The sequence below is a fragment of the Aeromonas sp. PrichA-15 genome, assembly GCF_017939245.1.
In the GTDB taxonomy this organism is placed as follows: domain Bacteria; phylum Pseudomonadota; class Gammaproteobacteria; order Enterobacterales; family Aeromonadaceae; genus Aeromonas; species Aeromonas caviae.
Map to the genome: position 1 here is coordinate 65,486 of NZ_JAGKRH010000001.1, position 19,009 is coordinate 84,494.

At 64.9% G+C, this 19,009-nt stretch carries 14 protein-coding genes and 2 tRNA genes; 4 read left to right on the plus strand and 12 right to left on the minus strand.

Features of this window, described 5'->3' with window-relative positions; translation table 11 throughout:
• Positions 1-55 precede the first annotated feature (55 nt).
• The 9 genes from J9889_RS00300 to J9889_RS00340 all read right to left on the minus strand — a co-directional run bounded on the left by J9889_RS00300 (position 56) and on the right by J9889_RS00340 (position 8,455).
• Positions 56-658 (minus strand): CDP-alcohol phosphatidyltransferase family protein, encoded by a 603-nt coding sequence (locus tag J9889_RS00300; RefSeq protein ID WP_043154183.1) that lies wholly within the window; start codon positions 656-658, stop codon positions 56-58.
• The gene (locus J9889_RS00305) at positions 651-1,313 is read right to left on the minus strand and encodes an ATP-binding cassette domain-containing protein (RefSeq protein WP_113977980.1); all 663 of its coding nucleotides are present in this window, start codon (positions 1,311-1,313) and stop codon (positions 651-653) included. The genes J9889_RS00300 and J9889_RS00305 overlap by 8 nt, the downstream gene beginning before the upstream one ends.
• A gap of 4 nt (positions 1,314-1,317) precedes the next feature.
• On the minus strand, positions 1,318-2,928 hold the full coding sequence (locus J9889_RS00310; protein WP_193550723.1) for an ABC transporter permease: 1,611 nt from the start codon (positions 2,926-2,928) through the stop codon (positions 1,318-1,320).
• A 48-nt stretch (positions 2,929-2,976) separates the two neighbouring features.
• Complete coding sequence (locus J9889_RS00315) at positions 2,977-4,107, minus strand: ABC transporter substrate-binding protein (RefSeq protein ID WP_223924478.1); 1,131 nt, start codon at positions 4,105-4,107, stop codon at positions 2,977-2,979.
• A 58-nt stretch (positions 4,108-4,165) separates the two neighbouring features.
• The gene (locus J9889_RS00320; protein WP_113977983.1) at positions 4,166-6,322 is read right to left on the minus strand and encodes a bifunctional TVP38/TMEM64 family protein/FAD-dependent oxidoreductase; all 2,157 of its coding nucleotides are present in this window, start codon (positions 6,320-6,322) and stop codon (positions 4,166-4,168) included.
• Positions 6,319-6,894: a carboxymuconolactone decarboxylase family protein gene (locus J9889_RS00325; RefSeq protein WP_039039829.1), complete on the minus strand. Its 576-nt coding sequence runs from the start codon at positions 6,892-6,894 to the stop codon at positions 6,319-6,321. The genes J9889_RS00320 and J9889_RS00325 overlap by 4 nt, the downstream gene beginning before the upstream one ends.
• Positions 6,884-7,594: a DUF1499 domain-containing protein gene (locus J9889_RS00330; RefSeq protein WP_113977985.1), complete on the minus strand. Its 711-nt coding sequence runs from the start codon at positions 7,592-7,594 to the stop codon at positions 6,884-6,886. The genes J9889_RS00325 and J9889_RS00330 overlap by 11 nt, the downstream gene beginning before the upstream one ends.
• A 127-nt stretch (positions 7,595-7,721) precedes the next feature.
• Positions 7,722-8,000 (minus strand): peptidylprolyl isomerase, encoded by a 279-nt coding sequence (locus tag J9889_RS00335; RefSeq protein WP_039039827.1) that lies wholly within the window; start codon positions 7,998-8,000, stop codon positions 7,722-7,724.
• Positions 8,001-8,059: 59 nt separating this feature from the next.
• Positions 8,060-8,455, minus strand: a complete 396-nt coding sequence (locus J9889_RS00340) for a hypothetical protein (RefSeq protein WP_113977987.1) — start codon at positions 8,453-8,455, stop codon at positions 8,060-8,062.
• A gap of 536 nt (positions 8,456-8,991) precedes the next feature.
• On the opposite strand from J9889_RS00340, the gene J9889_RS00345 reads away from it, so the two are divergent.
• Together J9889_RS00345 and J9889_RS00350 are read left to right on the plus strand one after the other, a co-directional pair.
• On the plus strand, positions 8,992-10,773 hold the full coding sequence (locus J9889_RS00345; RefSeq protein ID WP_113977989.1) for an autotransporter assembly complex family protein: 1,782 nt from the start codon (positions 8,992-8,994) through the stop codon (positions 10,771-10,773).
• Positions 10,774-10,849: 76 nt separating this feature from the next.
• Positions 10,850-14,623 carry a translocation/assembly module TamB domain-containing protein gene (locus tag J9889_RS00350; RefSeq protein ID WP_210555798.1) on the plus strand — a complete coding sequence of 1,258 codons (3,774 nt, stop codon included), beginning with the start codon at positions 10,850-10,852 and terminating at the stop codon, positions 14,621-14,623.
• A gap of 204 nt (positions 14,624-14,827) precedes the next feature.
• Here the strand turns inward: J9889_RS00350 and J9889_RS00355 are convergent.
• A tRNA-Tyr gene (locus tag J9889_RS00355) sits at positions 14,828-14,912 on the minus strand.
• 31 nt (positions 14,913-14,943) lie between these two features.
• Positions 14,944-15,028 (minus strand) — tRNA-Tyr (locus J9889_RS00360).
• Between the two features lie 126 nt (positions 15,029-15,154).
• On the opposite strand from J9889_RS00360, the gene J9889_RS00365 reads away from it, so the two are divergent.
• On the plus strand, positions 15,155-15,667 hold the full coding sequence (locus J9889_RS00365; RefSeq protein WP_052815832.1) for a VC2046/SO_2500 family protein: 513 nt from the start codon (positions 15,155-15,157) through the stop codon (positions 15,665-15,667).
• 63 nt (positions 15,668-15,730) lie between these two features.
• Here J9889_RS00365 and raiA read toward each other — a convergent pair whose 3' ends face one another.
• Positions 15,731-16,063, minus strand: coding sequence for a ribosome-associated translation inhibitor RaiA (raiA, locus tag J9889_RS00370; protein WP_010674126.1), 333 nt, complete (start codon positions 16,061-16,063; stop codon positions 15,731-15,733).
• Between the two features lie 392 nt (positions 16,064-16,455).
• Between raiA and J9889_RS00375 the strand changes: the two genes are divergently transcribed.
• Complete coding sequence (locus J9889_RS00375; RefSeq protein ID WP_210555799.1) at positions 16,456-18,975, plus strand: EAL domain-containing protein; 2,520 nt, start codon at positions 16,456-16,458, stop codon at positions 18,973-18,975.
• The last annotated feature ends 34 nt before the right edge of the window (positions 18,976-19,009 follow it).

The window sequence follows — 19,009 nt, forward strand, 5'->3', positions numbered from 1 at the left end:
AAACATTGGCGTGCAGGCGCAAGTGCTCCGTGCCGGCGCGCCCTCCGGGATCCCGTCAGCGCAGGGTGTGGTAGCCGCTCCAGATCCGGGTCAGGGTCGTGATGGCACAGAGCAGGGCGAAACCGTAGGCCAGTGGCACGAAGGCGGCGGGCCAGAGGCACATGAGCACGAAGAGGGCGATGGTTTCGCTCCCCTCGGTGAGCCCGCCCAGATAGTAGAGGGATTTGTGGTGGTAGACGGGGCTCTCGATGCCCCGTTTGCCGGCCATGATGGCAAAGGCCAGAAAGCTCGATCCCGTGCCCATGAAGGCGAACAGCAGGGTGGCGGCGGCCAGGGCGTTGGCCGGGTCGGCGAGGGCAAAGCCCAGCACCACGGCGGCGTAGAAGATGAAATCCAGCGTGATGTCGAGAAACCCGCCGCAGTCGGTGATGCCCGTTTCCCGCGCCACGGCGCCATCCAGCCCGTCCAGCAGCCGGTTGAGCAGAATCGCCGCCAACGCCCACTGATAGCAGCCAAAGGCCAGCAGCGGCAGCGCCAGCATGCCGATGAGAAAGCCGGCGAGGCTCACCTGGTTGGCGCTCACCCCGGCCCGGCACAGGGGGCGGGCGAGCGCGGCGAGGGGGCGGCGGATAACCGGGATCAGGTGGCGATCAAACAAGGTGGTGCTCCTCTTCTGGGCTGGCTGGGGGGATCAGTTGCAAGATGGTGCCCGGCGCATCCTCTTCGTCGTGGGTCACCAGCAGGGCGGGGATGGCCTGCGTGCGCAGGCGCTCGAACACCAGGGTTCTGAATGCCGCCCGCAGCGGCTTGTCGAGGCGGGAGAAGGGTTCGTCCAGCAGCAATGCCCTGGGCTCGGCCAGCAGGGCTCGCAGCAGGCTGACGCGGGCTTTCTGGCCGCCGGAGAGCGCCCCTGGCAGCTTGTCCGCCTGAGCCTCCAGCCCGACCTCGGCCAGCGCCTCGCGGGCCCGGGTCTGCCTTGCCGCCATCCCCTTGAGATGCGCCGGCATGCCGAACATCAGATTTTCGGCCACCGTCAGGTGGGCAAACAGCAGGTCATCCTGAAACAGGATGCCGACCCCCCTCTCCTGGGGGGGCAGCGGGGTGAGGCGATGTGCGCCGAGCAGGATGTCCCCGGTCAGCCGGATGGGGCCCCCGGGTGGCAGCACTCCCGCCAGGGCCGCCAGCAGGGAGCTCTTGCCACAGCCGCTCGGTCCCATCAGGGTGAGTACCTCGCCCGGGGCCACCCTGAGGGGGGGGAGCGTCAGCAGGGGGGCACCGTCGAGGAAGAGGGTGAGTGCGGAGGTGTGCAGCATCGGGTCAGGACCTCAGGGCGGGGTTGATGCGCCGCGGCAGCCAGAGCGCCAGGGCATAGATGAAAAGGGGCAGCAGGAGTTGCAGCAGGCCGTAGAGCCCCGCCAGCCGCCGGTTGAGGCCGCTGCCGATGGCCACCGCCTCCGTGGTGATGGTGACGACCCGCCCGCCCCCGAACAGCAGGGTCGGCAGGTATTGGGCCAGGCTCACCGCCGCCCCGACACCGAAGGCGAACAACAGGGGACGGGCGAGCAGGGGACCCTTGACTCGCCACCAGGCCCCCCAGGTGCTGGCCCCGAGCGTGAGGGCCACCCGGGTGAGGCGCTCGTCGAACTGGCGATAGGGGCCGTGCAGGCAGAGATAGACGTATGGAAAGACGAAGATCAACTGGCTCCAGAGTACCCAGCCTGGGCCTATGCCAGTGAATCCCAGCCCGTCGGTCTGAAGGCGCAATCCAAACAGCAGGCTGGCCTGGGGCAGCAGCAGAGGCAGGCAGACAAGCCAGAGGGTGCGTGTGGCGCGGTGCGCAGGCAACGCCTCGAGGCAGAGCACCGCCAGCAGCAGGGAGAGCGCGGCGCAGAGCAGGGCCAGCCACAGACTCTGCCACAGCAGCGGGCCCAGGCTCGGCAGCAGAGCCAGCCAGTGGTGGCTGCTCCATTCGCTCGGCCAGAGGGTGGGAAAGGACCAGCGCCGGGTCAGGGACCAGAGCAGCAGGGCGGCGAGCACCAGCAGATTGGTCAGGAGCAGCCCCCACACGCCGATGCGGGCAATGAGTGCGGGCCAGGGCGAGGCGGGGGCGCGTCGCCCATCCAGCCAGCGTGCCTTGCCGAGGGTGAGGTGGGCCCGCTCCAGCAGCCTGAGGGCGCCAAGCAGCAGCAGGTTGAGGGCGAGCAGCAAGAGGGCGCCGCTGGCACTGGCGCCGCGCCAGGCGGGGTCGGCATCCTGATACCAGAGCCAGAGTCGCACCGCCAGGGGCGGCGGGGCATCCGGCCCCAGCAGCAGGGCGAGATCCACCACCGCCAAACCATAGGCGGCCACCGCGTAGAGGGGCAGTCGCAGGGCGGGCCAGAGGGCGGGCAGCAGCAGGCGCCACCAGATCCGGGGGGCACTGAAGCCGAGGCTGGCCCCCAGCCACTGCTGGCGCGCCACCTTGGCGGGATCCAGTGCCGCCAGCGCCATCAGCAGCAGGAAGGGAGTCTCCTTGAGGATGAGCACCACGATGAGGCCAAGCCCCCAGGGATCCTTGAGGGTTTGCCAGTCCGGGGGCAGATGGGTGAGGTCAAGCAGGGGGGCGACGAGGCGCAGCAGCCAGCCGGAGGGAGCGATCAGAAAGGCGATGCCGATGGCAAAGGCGACGTGGGGAAGCGCCAGCAGGGGGGAGAGCAGGCGGCGCAGCCAGCGCATCCAGGGACGCCCGTCCCCCTGGGCGAGAAGCAGGGCGGTGGCGCCGAGGGCCCCCAGGGTGGAGGTGCCCGCTACCCAGAGGCTCAACCCTGCGGAGTGCCAGAGTCCGGGCTGGGGGAGCAAGAGGGATAGATTGGCGGGGGCGAGCCCCTCGATGACCAGCCACAGCAGGCCCCCGGCGAGCGGGATCCCCAGCAGCAGGGCTCCCAGCATCAAAAAGGGCAAAAGGAGGAGAAGAGGGGCGCGCGCCTGCATGATGGATCAGTGGCCGTAGCGCTCGGCCCAGGCCGCTTCCAGCCGGGTCTGCCAGCTGGGGTGGGGCTCTGCCACCCCCTTGAAGCGCAATGCCGGACGGGTCTGGCCTGGCAGCGCCTCCTGGCGCAGCACGCTGGGATCCCCCCAGAAGGCGGGGTCGCTCTTGCGTGCCTGGGCGGCGGGGCTCAGCAGGAAGTTGACCACCACCTTGGCCCCGGCCCGGGCGGAGGCATTGAAGGGGATGGCGAGGAAATGGCTGTTGGTGAGCGCCCCTTTTTCCATGGCGATGGCATGGACGGTGGGGGGCAGGGTGCCGTTTTGCACCGAACTCTGGGCTTCCCCCGGGTTGAAGCTGATAGCCATGGCCAGCTCGCCGTCATCGAGCAACTGCCTGGTCTCGGCGGCGCCGGTGGGGAAGAGCCTGCCCTTTCGCCAGAGCGCGGGGTGAAGCTGGTCGAGCCAGGCCCAGAGAGGGGCGGTGACGCGGAGGAAGTCGGCATCGGTCGCCTCCCGATAGAGGGGCACCGGATCCGGTGTCAGCTCCAGCAGGATCTGCTTGAGAAAGCTAGAGCCGTGAAACTGGGGAGGCTTGGGGTAGGTGAAGCGGCCGGGGTGAGCCTTGGTCCAGGCAAGCAGGGCGGCCGCCGAGGTGGGAGGAACGTCTACCTGGTCGCCATCCACCATCAGATTGAGCTGGCCTATGCCCCAGGGGGCCTCCAGCCCCTCGACCGGCACGGTGAAGTCCTCACTCACCGGCAGGGCGGTGTCCACCAGGGCCATGTTGGGCAGCTCGTCGGTAAAGGGGGCCCCCAGCAGCCCCTGCTCCTTGAGCGCCTTGAAGTTCTCGCCGTTGACCCAGAGCAGGTCGATGGGGCCGTTCGACGTCTTGCCAGCCTGCTTGCCGGCCAGCAACTGGCTCACGCTCTGGGCGATGTCATCCACCTTCACCTGCACCAGCTCGACCTGGTACTGGCGAGCGATCTCCTGCCCCGCCCACACCAGATAGGCGTTGATCTCGGGGCTGCCCCCCCAGGCGTTGAAGTAGACGGTCTGCCCCCTGGCGGCCAGCAGGGTCTGCTGCCACGACGCGTCATTGGCGTGGAGCGGGGAGGCAAGCAGCAGGGGGACTGCGGCCATCAGGGGACGGAGCAGGGCGCGAAGTCGGGTCGTGAACATGATGGTTGCCTCGTCAGAGTCAGGCGCCGCGGCGCCAGCGGTGATAACGGGCCAGCAGCGCCAGCAGGCGCCCGGGCTGGCGGGCACGGCGCCAGGCGCCAGCCACGTACTTGTTCCCCTCCATCAGGGTGGGGTAGGGGTGAACGGTGGCGAGGATCTTGCCAAGTCCCAGGCGGTGGCGCATGGCGAGGGCAAACTCGGCGATCCGCTCGCCGGCGTGAGCACCCACTATGGTGGCCCCGAGTATCCTGTCACGGCCCGGCACCGTCAGCACCTCGACGAAGCCCCCTGACTCGCCGTCGGCGATGGCTCTGTCCAGCTCGGCCATCTCGAAGCGGGTCGACTCGAAGGGGATGCCTCGGGCCCGAGCCTCTTTCTGGTTGAGGCCGACCCTGGCTATCTCCGGACTGGTATAGGTGGCTGCCGGCATGACCCTGTAGTCTGCCCGAAAGCGCCTGAACTGGCCAAAGAGGGCGTTGATGGCGGCATACCAGGCCTGATGGGCGGCAAAATGGGTGAACTGGTAGGGGCCGGCAACGTCCCCCACCGCCAGGATGCTGGGGTAGTTGGTGGCGAGGAAGCCGTCGATGGCCAGGGTGCCGCCGGGGGCCAGTTCAACCCCCAGCGCCTCCAGCCCGAAACCGCTCACGTTGGCCTCCCGGCCAAGGGCCAGCAGCAGCTGGTCCCCCTCAACCACCAGCGTCTCGTCCCCCCGGCGCAGGTGCAGCCGGATGGGCAGGTTGGTGCCTTTACCGTCCATATACCCGGCCGAGGTAGCCTGCCAGCCGAGGTGCAGGGTGACGCCGTCGTGCTCCAGCTGCGCGGCCAGGGCCCCGGCGACGTCCCTATCTTCCCGGGGCAGCAGCTGAGGGCCTTGCTCCACCAGGGTGACGGGGATATCGAGCAGGGCCAGGCTCTGGGCCAGCTCGCAGCCGATGGGGCCCCCTCCCAGCACCAGCAGATGGCGGGGGGGCTCACGCAGTCGCTGCCAGAGGGTGTCGGAGGTGAGGTAGGGAACCCTGTCCAGCCCCGGCAGTGCGGGCACCCGGGGGCGGGCGCCGGTGGCGATCACGATATGACGGCTGGTCAGGCGCTTGCCGTTGACCTCCACCTCCCAGGGGGAGGTGATTCGCGCCCGCCCCTGGATGCACTCCACCCCAAGTCCTTCATAGCGCGCCACCGAGTCGTGGGGTTCGACCTCCTCGATGACCCGGGCGACCCGCGCCATCACGGCGGCGAAGTCGGCGCGGCTCTGGCTCGGGGTAAAACCAAGCTCTGTGGCCTTGCGCTGTTCAAAGGCGAAGCGGGCGCTTCGGATCAGCGCCTTGGAGGGGACGCAGCCGGTATGGAGGCAATCCCCCCCCATCCTGTGCTGCTCGATGAGGGCCACTCTGGCTTTCACCGCGGCGGCGATGTAGCTGGTGACCAGACCTCCGGCGCCGGCGCCTATCACCAGCAGGTTGTAGTCAAAGCGCGCAGGCTTGCGGTAGGGGGCGTGCAACCGGTAGAGGGCGAGACGGCGCTGCAAGGCACGCATCAGCCAGGGCATCAGGCCGAGCAGGGTCAGGGCGGCCAGCAGGCCGGGGGAGAAGAGGTTGCCTGTGCTGGTGAGGGTAGCCAGCTCGCTCCCCGCCAGCACGTAGACGAGGGTGCCCGGCAGCATGCCGAGCTGGCTGACCCAGTAGTAGGTGCTGACTCTGATGGGGGTGAGCCCCATCACCAGGTTGACCAGAAAGAAGGGGAAGAGGGGGATGAGGCGCAGGCTCAGCAAATAGAAGGCCCCCTCCTTTTGCATGCCGGCCTGAACGCTCGCCAGCTTGTCGCCAAAGCGTGTCTCGACCCAGTCCCGCAGCAGGAAGCGGGCGCTGAGAAAGGCCAGGGTGGCGCCAAGGGAGCTGGCAAAGGAGACCAGCAAGAGCCCCCACAGGATGCCGAAGACGGCGCTGCCCGCCAGGGTGAGCAGGGCCGCCCCCGGCAGGGAGAGGGCGGTGGTGAGCACATAGAGCACCAGAAACAGCAGGCTGGCCGCGACAACATGGCGGTCGACCCAAAGGGCCAGGCGCTCCTGATGAGCCTGCAACTGGGTGAGGCTCAGATAGTGGTCAAGGTCGAGGGCAAAGAAGGTGCCGACCAGGGCCCCCATCGCCAGCAACAGCAGCAGGCGTGCCCGGTTCATCCCTGCCCCTTGTCGAGGGGGCGCTCGGGTTGCACCGGCAACTGGCAGAACCCCTGGGGAGCGATGTCGAGAGCGGCATTGAACTTGGCGGACATGTTCTGGAAGGCGATGAGGCCGGTGAGCTCCACCAGGGCGTCGTCATCGAACCAGGGCTTGAGGCGGGCGGCCTGCTCGTCGCTCACGCCATCCAGCCCGGTCATGGCCTCGGCATAGTCCAGCACGGCCCGTTCCCGCTCGTCGAACAAGGGGCTGTCGCGCCACCGGGCCAGCGCCTCCACCTTGTCGCTGGAGCCTGCCCGCTTGACGAGGGTCATGGCGTTGATGTCGACACAGAAACGACACCAGTTGAGCTGGGAGACTCGCACCGTCACCAGGGAGCGCAGCACGGGGTCGATGGGGGAGCGCTTGCGGTTGATGACGCCGTAGAGGGTGGCGACCGCGGCGAACAGCCTGGGGGAGCGCCCCCAGCACTTGCCCGGGATCAGCACCTGACCGTAGTTGCGTTTCTGCAGCCAGAAGAAGGGGCGGATGAACCAGGCGTAGGCCCGGTCCGGTTTGACCTCAATGCGCATCTTGTTCCTCTTTGAGCTTCTCCATCTTGGGCTTGTAGGCCCCGCCCAGGCGCTCGTTCAACCGATTCAGGAAATCGATGATCCGTGCCCGGTTGACCCCCAGATCGCTGCGCCCCTGGCGCGAGGCGGAGCGCATGTCGATACGGGTCTCTTTGGGCCCGGCAAAGACCCGCAGGGCCACGTCATCCTGAAACCCGAACCAGCCGGTGGTGACGACGGCATCGATACCCTCGCTGCCCGGATGAACCTGCCAGCCCAGCTCCGTCATCAGTTCCTCGGCTTCCGCGAGCACTTCGACCGGGGATGCCCGGGTATAGAGAGGACCGGGGTTGCCTGGAAATACTTGCAGGGGCGGGGGGGAGACCGGGAGATCCTCCTGGCTTCTGAGCTGCTCGGCCCACTGGAGCCGTGGCGGATGGTAGGGATCCGTGCTGACGTCGTTGGTGAGGGGGGAGCGCAGCGCCTGGACGAGAAACAGCAGGGGCAACAGCAGGGGAGTTATGCCCCAGATATCCGGCCAGAGGTTGGTGGTGCGGCGATAACGCCAGGGCAGGCGCAGCAGCAGCACGAGGCTGAGGAGGGCGCTGGCGAGACAGAGGATGAAGCCGAGCCACCAGGGCCAGAGATGGGCGCGGCTGCCAAGGGCCCCGCAAAGGGGCAATAGCCAGGTCAGCAGCGGCCACCACAAAGAGCTGTGCATATGAGGGATCCACGGGACAGGATGGAACTATGCCCAGAAGGATAAACTTAATTGCCTGATAACGTTAGTAAATGATCATCAATCCCGGGCGTGCGGCTCAGAGAGCCGATGGCCTCGTTGCCCTGGATCAGTTGCGATAGAGCACCTTGATGAGGTGGAAGCCGAACTTGGTGCGCACCGGCCCCAGCACGGTCAGCAGCTCCCCCTTGAACACGGCATCGTCGAAGGACTTGACCATGTCCCCCTTGGAGAACTCCCCCAGATCGCCGCCACGCTTGCCGGAAGGGCAGGTGGAGAAACGCTTGGCCATCTGGCTGAAATCGGCGCCCTTGGCGAGCTTCTCCTTGATCTCCAGACACTGTTTCTCGGTCTTGACCAGGATGTGCTGGGCACAGGCTTTTTTCATCGGAATGCTCCTCGGCGAGGGGAAAGGGGGCGCAAGATTACTGCAATTGCGCCTCCACGTCAGCCCCTCGGGCGCGAGACCCGGCTCCGGGGGCCGGTGGCCAGGGGGACCCTGGCCCGGGATTGCCAGAGGATCTCCAGCCCCAGCAGGGCATAGAGGCTCCAGATGGCCAGGGGGTTGAGCCAGTTGCCCCCCATCTGCAGGGTGGCCAGGGCTGCGCTCACCAGCAGCAGAACTATGCCGGGCAGGCGCCAGTGGGCAGACAGGGGAGCGAGCAGGGCCATGCCCAGCAGCAGGGCCAGGCCAAAGGGCAGATTGAGCGCGGTGAAGGCGAGGGCCTGCTGGCCGTTCATGCCGGTCAGCAGGGCCAGCAGGGCGCTGCAGCAGGCCAGGAAGGTGATGAACTCGATTCGGTCGGCGATGTAGTCAGCCAGTTGTTCGCTACGTAGGTGCATGGGGTCTCTCCTGCGATGATTGGGATCAGTGTGGGACAGGCAGGAGCGCAGGGGCAGCGGGATAAATCGATTGAATTGAACGAAGCTTTAGTGCCATCTATTCAAGTGATTGATTTAAAATTATTTTCCTGTTCAATAGCAGGCAGGATGGGGAAGAGAGCGCGGAGCAAGTCGAGGGGGACGGGTTGACGAAACCCGCCGGATGCGGGGTGTCCGACAAGGGGTGTCGCGACGAGCCGGACCCTGCTGCCAGCCCAAGGCCGCCAGGGGAGATCCGGCGTGGCGGGGCAGGTGGTGGCATTTTGTTCGCCCCTTGCCCGGATTGTGCGCAGTTTGGCTCCTTACACACGGCTGGCTCCTTGCAGGGCCGAAGCGATCCCCGCACCGGGGGTGGCAGAGCGGCACGCAAAGGGGCCCCGAGCGTGGGATTTCGGCGTCGCGATTATGCTAGGATGAGCGGCACTCGCCCGGGATGAGTCTCGGTATCGTACTAAATAACACAATCTTTAAATCATGTTATTCGGGGAAACTGACGTTTGACAGGATGCTATCCTACTTTTCTCACCGGGAGCACTTCATCCGGGCGATCCCGTCGCCCCGGGCCCGGTCTCTTGCTGCTCGCCCTCGCCCTCGCTCTCTGGCTGATGGCGATGCCCGCCATGGCGGCCAAGTTGACCTACCAGATCAAGGGGGTCAGGGGAGAGCAGAAAGACAACGTCGAGGCCTACCTCAACGCCCTGCCCGTCTACCAGGAACGCCAGTACCGCCCCGCCCGCGCCAAGATCACCGAGAGCGTACAGAAGGCGCTGCAGGTCTATGGCTACTACCAGCCCAAGATCACCCTGAACCGCGACAAGAAGGCGCCCGCCAAGGTGGTGATCGAGATTGAGCGGGGGGAACCCGTGATCATCTCGCGCCTCGACATCCTGCTGGAAGGGGATGCGGGGAGCGACGAGGTGTACAGCGAGCTGCTGGACAAGCTGCCCCTCAAGGAGGGAGATCCCCTCAACCACGGCAAATATGAATCCATCAAGGCGGATCTCGGCAGTCTGGGGCTGGCCCGCGGCTATTTTGACGCCAAGATCAGCAAGAGCCAGGTCAAGGTTTTCCCGGAACAGGGCAAGGCGGAGATCTACATCCTGTTTCGCTCCGGCCCGCGCTACCATTTCGGCGAGATCCGCTATGACGCGACGCCGGAGGCACTGCACCTTATTCGCCCGCTCATCAACATCAAGAGCGGCGACCCCTATCTGGCGATCCGTCTGGCGGAGATGTCCCAGGATGTCTCTTCCACCAAGCTGTTCAAGCAGGTGGACATCAAACCCCTGATCAGCCAGGCCGAGGGCAACCGGGTGCCGGTGCAGGTGACCCTCTCCAACCGGGTCGATCACGAGATTGAGACCGGTATCGGTTATGCCACGGACGTGGGGCCGCGCCTGAGTGCCACCTGGGAGAAACCCTGGGTGAACCGCTATGGTCACCGCCTCTCCAGCACCGCCAAGATCTCGGCGCCGGAAGCGGAGCTCAGCTTCGACTACCAGATCCCGGTGGGCAACCCGCTACGGGATTACTACTCCCTGCAGGCGGGCTATCAATACACCGACAACAACGACACCCGCTCCGATCTGGCCACCTTCGGGGTGCACCGCTGGACACGCCGACCGGAGAGCTGGGACAGAGACGTCTTTGTGCGCCTGGAGAACGAGCGCTACGTCCAGGGTCAGGACGAGGGGAACAGCCTGCTGCTGATCCCCGGCGTCTCCTGGTCACGGCTGCGGGTGCGCGGCGGTCTGGTGCCGGATTGGGGGGATCGCCAGCAACTGACGATGGAGTTCTCGAGCCCCTACTGGGGGTCCGATATCAGCTTCATGCGGGTGTGGGGGCGCAGCAAGTGGCTGCGCACCCTGGGCGAAGATCACCGTTTCCTGATGCGGGCCGAACAGGGGGCCATCGTCGGGGATGATTTCTCCCTGGTCCCCCCCTCCCTGCGCTTCTTCACCGGCGGCGATCAGACGGTCCGGGGTTACGGTTACGAGACCATTTCGCCACGGGGGGACGATGGCAAGCTGACCGGCGGGCGCTACGCAAGCGTCGGCAGCCTGGAGTACAACTACCGCTTCAGCGAGAAGTGGCTCGGCGCCCTGTTCGTGGACGCCGGGACCGCCACCGTCGACTACAGCGAGGCCTGGAAGATAGGCACCGGGGTCGGGGTGCGCTGGGTCACCCCCATCGGTCAGGTCAGGCTCGATCTGGCGGTGGGCATCTCCGAGGAGGACAAGCCGCTGCGGCTGCACTTCGCGCTGGGGCCGGAACTATGACCCGGCAACCAGGCGCACATCCTCTTCTTTCTCTTTTCTGGCCGCTGCGGCTGCTTTCCTTGCAGGGGTCTGCATCGTGATCTGGGTAAAACGCATTTTCTTGTGGCTCATGGGCCTCTTCTTCCTGCTGCTCATCGGCGTCAGCCTGCTGGGCTTCACCCATCAGGGCAACAAGTGGCTGTGGCAACAGGCCAGAGCCGCGCTGCCCTCCCTCAAGGGGGAGCTGGTGGCGGGGCAACTCGGGTATGGCTGGACCTTCGAAGGGGTTGGCTGGCGGGACGAGCTGGTGGATGTCACCGTGGAGCGGGCCGTGCTGGACTGGGATCTGGGCAAGCTCCTGCAGGGCAAGCTCTGGATCAAGTCTCTGGCGGTGACTCGCCCCGTTGTCCGGGTGGCGGAGTCCGAGCCGGTGCCGGAAGAGCCGTCGGAGCCCTTCGTCTGGCATCCGTTGCCGCTCAAAATCCAGGTCGACAGCCTCAAGGTTGCCGATCTCGATGTGGCGGTGCCCGGCGTGACGATCACCCTCAAGGATCTGGACATTGGCGCCGCCCTGGATCGCGCCGGGCTCATCGTGCGCGGCCCCGTGCTCGATGGCCTGAACGTGGTGGTGGCACCGTCCCCGGCGGAGGCGGCCAGTGACAAGGGCGCCAAACCGGCGGATGAGAAAAGCGCCACCCTGGCGGCCGGCGAGGGCAAGGCTGCCCCCGGTGACAAGATGCAGGCCGCAAGCAAGCCCGAGCCCATGGTGCTGCCGGCGGTGCGACTGCCTTTCCCCATCCAGCTGGAGGGGCTGAAAGCCACGGCGTTCCGTTATCAGCAAGGTGAGCTGGTGGAGGGGCTAGACAACCTCTTGCTGTCGGCCACCGCCGAGGAGGAGCGCATCGACATCCGGGAGCTCTCCTTGCGCCATGCCATGGCGGATCTGACCTTGAGTGGTCAGGTGCGCCTGCACGAGGATTACCCCCTCGCCCTGACTCTGGATGCCAAGGCGCGTCAAGGGCTGCTGGACGGGGAGCTCAAGGGGGAGCAGGTCAATCTCGTCCTGGACGGTTCTGTGGGCAAGCTTGGGCTGGCACTCAAGGCCAAGGGGCCGGTGGGCGCCAATCTCAAAGGATCCCTCGCGGCCCTCGACCCGGATCTGCCCTTCGATCTGGCGCTGGACTGGAAGAGCCTCTCCTGGCCCCTGCACAAGCCCGCCAAGGATGAGCCCAGCTATCGGCTGGACAAGGGCACCCTGAGCGCCAAGGGCAAGCTCTCCGGTTACCAGTTTGCGCTCAACACCGCCGGCAAGGGGACCGATGTGCCCCCCTTCAAGGTGGCGCTCTCGGGCAAGGGGGATCTCAACCAGCTGAGCCGCATCGAGCTGCTGCTGGGGGCCCTCAAGGGGGAGCTCAAGGTCGACGGCAAGCTGGCCTGGAGCAAGGGGGTCCAGTGGCAGGGGACGACCGAATTCAAGGGGATCAACCCGGCGGAGCTGGTGCCCGAGATCAAGGGGGCACTGGCGGGCAAGATCACCAGCCGCTTCGATCTGGATGAGGCGGGCCACTGGCAGCTGGCCCTGCCCGAGCTCAAGGTGGATGGCAAGCTCAACCAGTATCCCCTGGCCTTGCAGGGCAGGCTCAGCGGCAACGACAAGATGGAGTGGACCATCCCGGCCCTGGCGCTGCAAAGCGGCCCCAACCGGCTGCAGGCCAAAGGCTCGCTCACGACCCAGGCCTGGAAGCTGGATGCGGATCTGGATGCGCCCAAGCTTGGGGGTATCTACCCGGGTCTGGGAGGGGACATCAAGGGCCAGGTGCGTGTCACCGGCAACCAGCAGGCGCCGCGCGTGAATGCCGATCTGGTGTCGGGCCGACTCGCCTACGCGGGCACCGTCCTCAAGGAGACCGTCATCAAGGCCAACGCCCTGGTCGGGGAGAAGCCCGCCGGTGAGGTGGCGGTGACGGTGGCGAGCCTGGCGCAGGGGGAGACCAAGCTCTCGCAAATCGCTCTGAACCTGAGCGGCGATCTCGAGCGTCACGGGCTCACCTTGACCATGAAGGGGGATCCCCTGGCGGCAGACCTCAGCCTGAATGGCAGCTTGCGCGGTGACCACTGGCGTGGCGCCCTTGCCGAGCTGAAGCTCAAGACCCCCCTCAAGCGCTGGGCGCTGACCGCCCCCTGGTCTCTGGACCTGGATCTGCCGAAACAGCAGCTGACCATGGGGGATCTCTGCCTCGCGTCCCAGAAGGCCAGTCTCTGCGTCAAAGGGAGCCGGATAGCCCAGTCCCAGGGCAATCTGGAATTTGCCCTGAACGAATTTGATCTCAAGCGGCTGCGCCCCTGGTTGCCGGACAATTTCCGCTGGCAGGCGGTGCTGTCGGCCGACGGGCGCGCCAGCTGGCGCGGCAACCAGCCGACCCTGCACGCCACCGTGCGTACCACGCCTGGGACCTTCGTCGCCGACGAACTCAAGACCGACTACCAGCGCCTCGAGCTCGGGATCGATTTCGAGCGCCAGCAGGCCGCCATCCGGGTCGATTTCGCTTCCGAGCAGATCGGCAACATCGACACCGATCTGCTGATCCGGGATCCCGCCGGCCGCGGCAACCTCGGCGGTCAACTCAGGTTTGACGATCTGAAGCTGGCGACCTTTGCGCCCCTCATTCCCGAAGTGCGCTCCCTGCAAGGGGTCATCTCGGCGGATGCCCGCTTCGACGGTACCCTGGCTGCCCCCCTGCTGTATGGCGAGCTGAACCTGAAGGAGGGGGAGGTTCAGACCCACTCCGACATGGTGACCCTCTCCAAGCTGGTGACCCGCCTCAAGATAGAAGGCAACCGGGCCGAACTCGACGGCTCCATGATGGTGGGCAAGGGCCTCCTGGTGCTGGGGGGCTGGCTGAGCTGGGCCCAGCAGCCGGTGACCGGCAGCCTCACCATTCAGGGCAAGGAGCTGGAGGCCCAGTACCCGGGCATGGGCCGGGTCAGGGTGACACCTGACATCGCCATCTCTCTCGGGGAGGAGACCAGGGTGACCGGCCAGGTGGACATCCCCTGGTCGCGCATCCTGGTCAAGAGCCTGCCAGACAGCGCGGTGGCGGTCTCCGATGACGTCACCGTCATCTACGACGATCTGCCGCCGGTCCCCAAGGCGGCACCGCTGCCCATGGAGATCAGGCTCGCCATCCGGCTCGGGGACGACGTCCGCCTTGAAGCCATGGGACTCAAGACCAAGGTGGGAGGGGCCCTCAACATTCGCCAGGATCCCTCCAAGCCGCTCTCGGGCAACGGGCAACTGGAGCTCAGGGACGGGCGCTTCAAGGCCTATGGTCAGAACCTCATCATCAAGGAGGGGCGGATCCTCTTCTCCGGCCCCATCGATCAGCCCTATCTCAACATCGAGACCTATCGGGATCCGGACACCATCGAGGACAACGTGACCGTCGGGGTGCGGGTGACGGGGCCGGCCGCCAAGCCGAAGATCACTGTCTATTCCGAACCGCAGATGGCGCAGTCCGAACAGCTCTCCTATCTGTTGCGGGGCAAGGGATTGCAGACCAGCGGCGAGGATGGCGGCTTCAACGGCCTGCTGGTGGCGGGGGCCGTGAGCCAGGCGAGCGGCGTGGTCTCCAGCATCGGGGAGTCCCTCGGCATGAGCGACGTGGCCCTCGATACCGCAGGCAGTGGTGATGACACCCAGGTGACCCTGTCGGCCTACCTGCTGCCCGGCTTGCAGTTCCAGTACGGGGTCGGGGTGTTCAGCCCCATCGCCGAATTCAAGCTGCGCTACGAGCTGATGCCAAGGCTCTATCTGCAGGCCATGAGCGGGGTGGCCCAGGCGGTGGATATCTTCTATCGTTTCACCCTGTAAGGGGCGCGGATGACAAGATAGATGCCTGGGGGGGCGCTGATCCCCCCCTGCCCGACCTGCTGATGACAGCTGTCGCAAGCAGGTTCGGGGTGAGAGCGTGCATATATTGACGGGAGGCCTGGCCTCCCGTTTTTTTGAAGAAGAAGGGGATTTGTGGAAGGCAGAAAAGCGAAAACCCGGCACAAAGCCGGGTTCTCTGAAAGATGGTGGAGGGAGAAGGATTCGAACCTTCGAAGGCAGAGCCGTCAGATTTACAGTCTGATCCCTTTGGCCGCTCGGGAACCCCTCCACGGGGCATGACCTGATTGTGCGCACTTGAATGGTGGAGGGAGAAGGATTCGAACCTTCGAAGGCAGAGCCGTCAGATTTACAGTCTGATCCCTTTGGCCGCTCGGGAACCCCTCCCCAAGTGCGAGGCGCATACTAACAGATCTGTCGCGCTTGTGAACCCCTCTGCCGGGATTTTTAATGCTTAAAGGATCGGGTTGATGGCCGATAAGCAATGAAACCTTCATTTCCAAGATTTATCTCATGCTGCCCAGTGCGATTCGTGACCGCTTGCTCGTGGATGAGGCCCAGTTGGGCCAACGGCTCAACCAGGATCTCCGTGCGGGGGACCGTGCCGACTTCAGGCTGCATCTGGCGCTGCTGACTGATGCAGTGGAAGAGCAGCCCTGGTTTGATGCCCCGCCCAAGCCTGCGTCGGGTGAGATGGATTGGCGCTCCCGTTTCGGTCTGATGCCCCGGGCGTCCCTGCAAGGCGGGGTGGAAGAGAGCGATGCCACCAGCCTCAACGAGCGTCTGCAACAGGGCGGGTGCATGACGGATGTGAGACTCTGGCTGGCGCTGCGCTCCCCGCCACTGGTGAGCCGAACGCCCGCGCTGGATCCCGCGGTGTATGACAACCTCTCGGCACTGGGTCGCGAGCGATGGCAGGCCCGCCCTATGGGCGCTGACCCCAGGGAGGAGGCTCCGCTGATGATGCTGCCGCTGCTCGATGAGCTTGCGCATGGGGTGGATGCCAGGCTGCGCTGGCTGGGGTGACGGCACGGTAGAATGCAAAAAGGCGGGATAACCCGCCTTTTGCTTTATGAGTGGTGAACCTTGTCAGGCGTCTGCTTCGTCCGGTTGGGGCACTTCCTTGCCGGCGGCACGACGGGCGATGGGTTTTTCCGTGTGACGGTTGAGCTGGCGTTCCAGCTTCTGGCCCAGGTCCGTGATGGCAGCATAGAGATCCTCGTGCTCTGCCTGCGCAAACAGTTTGCCGTTGGGAATGCCGATAGTGGCTTCGACGATATACATCAAACGCTCTTTGGAGATGATCACATGGGGTGTGATGAGAGGCACCTGAAGACGCTCGAGCTTTTCAAAACGGGATTCAATGCGCTCGCGGATGGCTGGGGTGATGTCGATGATTTTACTGGTCATTTCGATTTTCATAATGGCCCCCTTCGGGTCGTCTTGCTTGTGTCTTCACCTCCAGATTACCCATGTCGCCAAATCAAAATGTGATCTATATCACGAAAAATGCCCTTGGGAATCCCGCTGTCCATAAATTGTGAGCTTTTCCCGTTTCATGCCAAAAACCGCTTGAGCTCAGTGAAACAGGCAGGCAGTATCAGCAAATAGGATCGTTTCTGTCCCCCCTCGGCAGCGCCTTGTGTCGACCCGATGTTTGGTTTTTGCCGCATAGTCTCGAATTTTCTCCACCCACATCGCCTCATCGCATCGCAAAATCATTGCCATGCGCCGGTGGAGATATGCGCGCAAACGGATATGCTTTTCTGCAGGAGTCGGGGTGGATAACGTGGTTGTAGTGGTTGGAGTCGTAGATGAAGCAGCAAGCCACCCAGATGATGTGGTTTTATGATCGGCAGCATGGGCAATGGAGCCTGTCTGATCATGTCTCTTGTGAACCCTGGGCAGGGGAGGGAACCCACCCCTGGGCCACCCAACTTGAGCGGGAAGATGAAGCGGGTTTCGCCGATTTTCTTGCAAGACTCCACGATTCCTGCCAGCCAGGCCAGTTCATCGGTCACCTGCGCGATGAGGACGGCAAGGTACACCACGCGCTCTGGTACGGTCAGTATGTGCCTGCACAGGGGCTCTGTTGTGGCTGGCTTGCCCCCCTCGAAATGATGCATCGCGAGATGGATCGCGCCAACTCCCCCGCAGGCGTGACACCGCCGCTTCCCATGTTGCAGGCCCCCTTGCTGGCCAAGCTGGCGCAGGCGCTTTCCGCCAAGACGGGGCTCGATTTTTGCCAGACCCTGGTCAACGAGCTGGCCCATATCCTGGGAGCCACTGCCATCTGGCTGACGGAGCGGGTTGGTCTCGACAGGCTGAGAGTGCTGGCGAGCCACGGCATCGACGTCAAGGAGTATGCCCTCTGTGACATGCCCTGCCAGCAGCTCTATCGCCAGGGGTCCTCCTGCGCGGTCCCCGTGAGTGAACCCCTGACCGGGTATCCTGACCTGCCCCCGTGCCAGCACTATTACGCCCAGCCGCTGCTCGATCGCAACGGTCAGATCCTGGGTCATCTCGCCCTGCTGTTCCCGAGCCAGACCCGGACCACGGATCTGGACTCTGTCCTGACCATCTTCTCGGTGCGCATGGTGGCCGAGCTGGAGCGCCTGCAAAGCGATGCCCTGATGCGGCTGTCTGCGGTGGCCTTTGAAACTCACGAAGGGATCATCATCACGGATCCCGAGTTCAAGATCCTGCGGGTCAATTACGCCTTCAGCCAGATCACCGGCTTTGACAACCAGGGGGTGATTGGTTTGCATCTTGGTAACGATCTCTGGTCGGGGTTGGGAGGGCTGGGTTACGAGCTCAACGCCCTGGATCGCTGGCAGGGGGAAACCCTGCGCCTGCACGCCGACGGTCACGCCTATCCCCAGTGGGAGATCGTCACGCCGGTGCAGGATGAGAAGGGGGGGATCAGCCACTATGTCATCTTCTTCGAGGATATTTCCGAGCGCAAGGCGGCGGAGCGCCGCATTCAGGATCTCGCCTTCTATGACGAGCTGACCGGCCTGCCCAATCGCCGTCAGCTGCACGAAACCCTGACCCAGGCGTTCACCGATGCAAATCGCAGTCACCTCATCGGGGCCCTGCTGTTCATCGATCTCGACCACTTCAAGACCATCAATGATTCCCTGGGTCACGCCACCGGCGACTGGCTGCTCAAGGAGGTGGCCAGCCGTCTCAAGCGGCTGGTGCGCCAGGGGGATTGTCTGGCCCGTCTCGGCGGCGACGAGTTCGTGTTGTTGCTGCCAGCGCTCTCCATCAGCCCGCCCCAGGCGGAGATGCAGGCCGATCTCATCGCGGAGCGGCTGATCGGGGAGATCGCCGCCCCCTATGATTTCAGAGGCCAGGTGCTGCACATCGGCGCCAGTGTCGGCATCACCCTCTTCCCCGGTCGGGAGCAGGAGGCGGGGGATCTGCTCAAGCAGGCTGACACCGCCATGTATCAGGCGAAATCGGCGGGCCGCAAGACCCGGCGCTTCTTTGATGCCTCCATGCAGTTGCAGGCCGACCGGCGTCTGCACATTCACAACGAGCTGCGCAGTGCCCTCGACAATGGGGAGCTGACTCTCCACTACCAGCCCCAGCACATGGTGGCGGAGGGAGAGATCATCGGTGTCGAGGCGCTGATCCGCTGGCAACCCCCCGGGCGTGCCCTGGTGTCGCCTGCCGAGTTCATCCCCATTGCCGAGGAGACGGATCTCATTGTCGACATCGGCAACTGGGTATTGCACGAAGCCTGTACCCAGTACGTCTCCTGGGAGGAGAACGGGATCCACGTCCCCCAGCTCTCGGTCAACGTGAGCGCCAAACAGTTCCATGCTCCCGACTTTGTCGATCGCATTCACGATGTGCTGGCGGCCACCGGCATGGATCCCGCCTGCCTCAACCTGGAGATCACCGAGTCGGTGGTGCTGGGTCATGCGGAAGACACCATCAGCAAGATGGCGGAACTCAAGACCCTGGGCATCAGCTTTGCCATCGACGACTTCGGGGCGGGGTACTCTTCCCTGAGCTACCTCAAGCGGCTGCCGGCTGACGAACTCAAGATCGACCGCTCTTTCATCCAGGACATTCCCAAGGATGGTGACAACATGGCTATCGTCGAGGCCGTGATCGCCATGGCCCGCCACATGGGGTTCAACGTGACGGCGGAGGGGGTGGAGTCCCGCCAGCAACTGGAGTTTCTGCAGGCGCAGGGCTGCCATTTCTTCCAGGGATACCTCGCCTCCAAGCCGCTCCCTGTTCCCTACCTTGAACGCTATGTCAGCCGCCAGGTACGCGGTGATCGCCCCGTCTGCACCGATAAAAATAGTGTGGCGTAGCCCCCGTGCTTAGCGGGTAGAATGAAGGTATGTC